Below are 4293 nucleotides of genomic sequence, written 5' to 3'. Positions count from 1 at the left end.
ACCCAATAATGCCGCAGCCCGATTTGCCTTAAAAATAAAAGCCAGAAATAATGCGGCAAGCGGGCCAGTTGCTGGCATAAGCCCGCTAAACACGCCAAGGCCAACTCCTAAGGCTATTTTTCCAGCAGTATCATTAATTTTAAAAAGTTTTGAAAATAAGAAATTTAAAATTTTATTAAATCCAGATTTTTCTGGCATATTTATTGAAGGCTCATTGAGCGGGCTTTATATTGACTCCAGCAAATCTTTCTTGGCCATATGATTCCTGAATCCAACCGTTGAGTAAATGGTAACTTTCTAGTATCTGTTTAGCTTCTTCATACTCAGAAGATTTTAGGCGGCGATTAATTTTAGAATAACCAGATGCTTTATGATATGGCAGATACTGGCTCATCAAACTTATATAGGTATCTTCTGATAATTCCTCGGCAACAAATTTCATTATCTTCTCAGTAAAAGAGACTTGATTGGGCAGTACCAGATGCCTGATGATCAGGCCTTTTTCAATCAATCCATCACTTAAGATCTTAGCTACACCTACCTGCCGATGCATTTCCTTAAGCGCTTCTCGATTAGACTCTACATAATCGCAGGCCTGGGATAATTCTTTGGCAATATCGTTATCTCCATAACGGCTATCAGCTAAATAAATATCCACAATACCATCAAGTAAAGCAATAATCTGGCCTGCCTCATAACCGCTGGTATTATAGACTAAAGGTATCTTTAAACCTTGCGGTATTGCTAATTCTAAACTTTTTAGTATTTGTGGCAAAACATGCGTTGGCGTAACTAAATTGATATTGTGGCATCCTAACTTCTGCAAATCTAACATAACTTGCGCAAGTTGCTCAAAAGCATATTCCCTGCCAGCTCCCAACTGGCTAAACTCATAATTCTGACAGTAAACACAACCCATATTGCAATGGCTAAAAAATATCGTGCCACTTCCTTTTGTGCCCGATATTGGCGGTTCCTCACCATGATGAGGCGTAAAGCTGTAAACCTTGGGAAGCTCTGCCGTTCTACAAAAACCTCTTTTCCCTTCCAAACGATTAACCTTACAACGGCGCGGGCAAATCTGGCATGATTCAAGAGAAAGAAAAAGCTGCTGGGCTATTTTCTTTAATCTGCCACTTTTATAAGCGTTAAAATACGAAGGATACTCTGCCAATTTATTTTAAGGAAGATAAAGCTTCCTGATTTGATTAAAGATATCGATATATTCTTTACTGCGATAATCAGGATAAGTCCAGTCGTTGGGAAAAAATGAATTATCCCTAAAAGAAAGGGTTATTTCGGCAAAAATTCCTTTACGTAAAAAAATCCGATGCGCATAATCTTTAGTTGTTGCAAGCACTAATTTTGCTAAATCTATATACCCGGGGTCAATATTTATCTGGCGTAATCCAGCGGTTAAGAACCTGGATTCTAATCTGTTGGTATAAAGTTTAATCCGGTATAAATCCTGAAGCGCAACTAATTTACGAAAGCTAAGAAACCTTTTTTTCAGATTACTTCCCATTTCGGCTTTATAGTAATCAGTATAGCTAAAATCCATAGGCTCGGATTCAAAATCAATTACTCCGAATTTTCTTTTTAATTTATCTTTGGTTCTGATAAAAATAGCCTCATCTTTGTAGATGAGACCTATTATCAGCTTTACCGGATTATATTTTCTGATTTTTCCCAATGTGATTGGAAAGCTGCGCAGCGACTTCTAGTAACCAAAGCCACAGTTTTTTAAGGTAAGAATTTACTTATGTATTGGGCGATCTTTTTACGCTGTTGATCGCCTATTCTATTAAAGAATATAGCCAGATTAAATCCGCCGCGGGTTTCATCTTCGGCCCTTACCACTACCCCCTTACATTCAACGATCGTGGCTTTAGCAGAATGGTTTTTACCAGGCAAACTTAACTTTACGGAAATTTTGGTAAAAGGCGGCATATACTTGTCCAAGTGGCAATAAGCGCCTACGCAGCTGATATTAAAGGTAGACGTAGAAAAATCATAGCCATTTACCGCTAAGCCTATTGGTAATTTCTGCTCCAGTCGTGGATGTAACCTGCGTTCTTTAGAAGACTTCATTATTATTTCTTCTCTTCTGCCTTAGATTTACTAATGAATGCGCGCCTGCATTTTTTACTGCAATAAAATTTACCGTCGCGATAATATCGTTTTAATTTTTTAACTATCTTATTACACGCCGGACAATTAGATTTTTTCTCTCTTTTTGGTTTTGCTTCTTTTTCTTTCGTTTCAGGTGCCTGCGGAGCCATGACTTATTTTCCTTTCATTGAGTTATAGTTAACCAAGCTGCATATTTACAAAATCTTTAAGGTACTTGCTTTCTAGCATATCAAACTCAACAAACGTCACCCCTGTTTGGTTACGGTTTGAATGCGGTAAAGGAGTTGACCAAGCCACTCTTGCGATAGGCCTTAATACGCGGTTTAAAACATTAATTTCAAGCATTATTGGGGTAAAAGTAGGAACAAACCTATCATTGGTAAACCTTAACCCACCGCAACTTATATCTTTAGTGATAGCGCTATTGAAATCAGGCTTACCCCTAATCTGATAACGTATATTCGAACAAAAATCTACCCTCGGTAAACTTCGATTTTCTTTCTGTTTTAGTAAGAGCACCATTAAAAAAATATAGCACACATTCCTAAATATGTCAATACTTTACAACTTTACAAAATTTTAAATTTTGTTATAATAAAGCCTCAAAGGAGATATAAATAGATGTACTGTAAATATTACGGATTAAAAGAACGCCCTTTTAATGTCACTAGTGACCCAGCCTTTTTTTTCTCCAGTAAAAAACATAAAGAAGCCCTCTCACACCTAATCTATGGAGTCTCCCAAAGAAAAGGAATTATCGTCCTAACTGGAGAGATCGGTACAGGCAAGACAACCATTTGCCGTTTTTTTCTAAATCAGGTTGGTAAAAATGTAAAAACTGCTTTTATCCTAAATCCCACCTTTTCTGAAATTCAGTTATTAGAATCGATTGTTAAAGATTTTGGAATTAATCCTAAAAATAATACCAAATTAGGTATGGTTTTGGAACTAAATAACTTCCTGCTAAAAGAATCAAGTGCAGGAAATAACTTGGTATTAATAGTCGATGAGGCCCAAAATCTCAAACCTTCCCTGCTTGAACAAATACGGCTACTTTCAAATTTAGAGACGGAAAAAGATAAGTTGTTACAGGTAATTTTAGTGGGACAGCCAGAGTTAAATTCCCGCCTTAATCTACATGATTTAAGGCAACTGCGCCAAAGAATAATGGTAAGATACCACATCAGCCCTCTAGATACCGATGAAATAAAAAACTACATTAACTGGCGGCTTGAGATTGCAGAAACAGGAAATAAACCAGAAAACCATGGCCTAACTTTCTCTGGTCAAGGACAGAAAATCATCTTCAGTAATGAGGCTATCGATATAATCAGCCGTTTCTCCGGAGGTACCCCCAGGCTAATCAACATGATTTGTGACCGAGCTCTTCTAGCCGGGTATATCAATGAAACTACCCATATAGATTTTAACATCATGAAAAGATGTGTTGAAGAATTGGATACTTACTCTGTGGCCAAAAGCATATGAGCATTATCAATGAAGCGTTAAAAAAAACTGAACAATATATTCAGGAAAATGAAGTAAGAAATAGGCCGCAAAACCATGGTTTAGAAAACCATAACCTGCCAGCTAAACTTATTTCTACACCTGCGCCACTACTAATATATATATTAATTATTCTGGCAGGAATTTTATTGAGTAAATTCATTTTTAGCCTGCTTAGCCGTCCAGAGAGCCGTAGCTTAGTTTCTACCCATAACCAACAACAAAACTATGAAGAAAAAACTACCAAGTTAACTACTCCAACCCCAGCTACTTTGCCCATTTCCCCAATTACGCCTTTAGCAAACAATAAATCTACTGAACCAGACTTCGTTTTAAACGGGATTTTCTTCTCCGATAACGATGGTTATGCGCTAGTAAATAACCAGATTGTAAGGGAAAATGATTCGGTTGACGGGGCAAAAATAACCAAGATTACTACAAATACCGTGGAACTTGATAAGGACGGAAAACTTATTAGCCTCGCTAGCCATAGATAAATTCTAACTTCCCAGCTTTTTAATTGCCTCTCTTATTAAATCCAGGCTTATATTACGTACAATTTTAGTCTTTCCAATACCACAGATGAGCACAAATTTATTTTCCTTACCTGAAAATTTCTTATCATGATAATGCGCTTTAATAATCTTATCGATA

Annotated in this window: 8 protein-coding genes; 2 read left to right on the top strand and 6 right to left on the bottom strand. The window is 36.9% G+C overall.

Translation table 11 applies throughout. The annotated features are described in order from the left end of the window. The 6 genes from PHC29_08675 to PHC29_08650 form a co-directional block, all read right to left on the bottom strand. Positions 1 to 198: DUF2062 domain-containing protein (locus tag PHC29_08675; GenBank protein ID MDD5109551.1), on the bottom strand; the 198-nt coding region annotated here is incomplete at its 3' end. Between the two features lie 13 nt (positions 199 to 211). Beyond that, positions 212 to 1174 (bottom strand): radical SAM protein, encoded by a 963-nt coding sequence (locus tag PHC29_08670; GenBank protein MDD5109550.1) that lies wholly within the window; start codon positions 1172 to 1174, stop codon positions 212 to 214. Positions 1175 to 1180: 6 nt separating this feature from the next. Next, the gene (locus PHC29_08665; GenBank protein MDD5109549.1) at positions 1181 to 1693 is read right to left on the bottom strand and encodes a DUF4416 family protein; all 513 of its coding nucleotides are present in this window, start codon (positions 1691 to 1693) and stop codon (positions 1181 to 1183) included. Positions 1694 to 1743: 50 nt separating this feature from the next. Further along, positions 1744 to 2091: a PilZ domain-containing protein gene (locus PHC29_08660; protein ID MDD5109548.1), complete on the bottom strand. Its 348-nt coding sequence runs from the start codon at positions 2089 to 2091 to the stop codon at positions 1744 to 1746. Between the two features lie 2 nt (positions 2092 to 2093). Continuing rightward, a complete protein-coding gene (locus PHC29_08655) occupies positions 2094 to 2282 on the bottom strand; it encodes a hypothetical protein (protein ID MDD5109547.1) in 189 nt (62 codons plus the stop codon). A 28-nt stretch (positions 2283 to 2310) separates the two neighbouring features. Continuing rightward, the gene (locus PHC29_08650; protein MDD5109546.1) at positions 2311 to 2655 is read right to left on the bottom strand and encodes a PilZ domain-containing protein; all 345 of its coding nucleotides are present in this window, start codon (positions 2653 to 2655) and stop codon (positions 2311 to 2313) included. 99 nt (positions 2656 to 2754) lie between these two features. Here PHC29_08650 and PHC29_08645 point away from each other — a divergent pair, with 99 nt between their 5' ends. Together PHC29_08645 and PHC29_08640 are read left to right on the top strand one after the other, a co-directional pair. Then, positions 2755 to 3621, top strand: a complete 867-nt coding sequence (locus tag PHC29_08645) for an AAA family ATPase (GenBank protein MDD5109545.1) — start codon at positions 2755 to 2757, stop codon at positions 3619 to 3621. Then, on the top strand, positions 3618 to 4136 hold the full coding sequence (locus PHC29_08640) for a hypothetical protein (GenBank protein MDD5109544.1): 519 nt from the start codon (positions 3618 to 3620) through the stop codon (positions 4134 to 4136). Before PHC29_08645 ends, PHC29_08640 begins: the two co-directional genes overlap by 4 nt. The last annotated feature ends 157 nt before the right edge of the window (positions 4137 to 4293 follow it).

The organism is Candidatus Omnitrophota bacterium (assembly GCA_028712255.1).
Lineage (GTDB): Bacteria > Omnitrophota > Gorgyraeia > Gygaellales > Profunditerraquicolaceae > UBA6249.
This window is presented reverse-complemented; position numbering and strand designations above follow the sequence as displayed.

Bases quoted from the DNA above. Each gene is read 5' to 3' on its own strand.
- PHC29_08660 (MDD5109548.1), bottom strand. From the start codon at position 2,091: ATGAAGTCTTCTAAAGAACGCAGGTTACATCCACGACTGGAGCAGAAA.
- PHC29_08655 (MDD5109547.1), bottom strand. From the start codon at position 2,282: ATGGCTCCGCAGGCACCTGAAACGAAAGAAAAAGAAGCAAAACCAAAA.
- PHC29_08650 (MDD5109546.1), bottom strand. From the start codon at position 2,655: ATGGTGCTCTTACTAAAACAGAAAGAAAATCGAAGTTTACCGAGGGTA.
- PHC29_08645 (MDD5109545.1), top strand. From the start codon at position 2,755: ATGTACTGTAAATATTACGGATTAAAAGAACGCCCTTTTAATGTCACT.
- PHC29_08640 (MDD5109544.1), top strand. From the start codon at position 3,618: ATGAGCATTATCAATGAAGCGTTAAAAAAAACTGAACAATATATTCAG.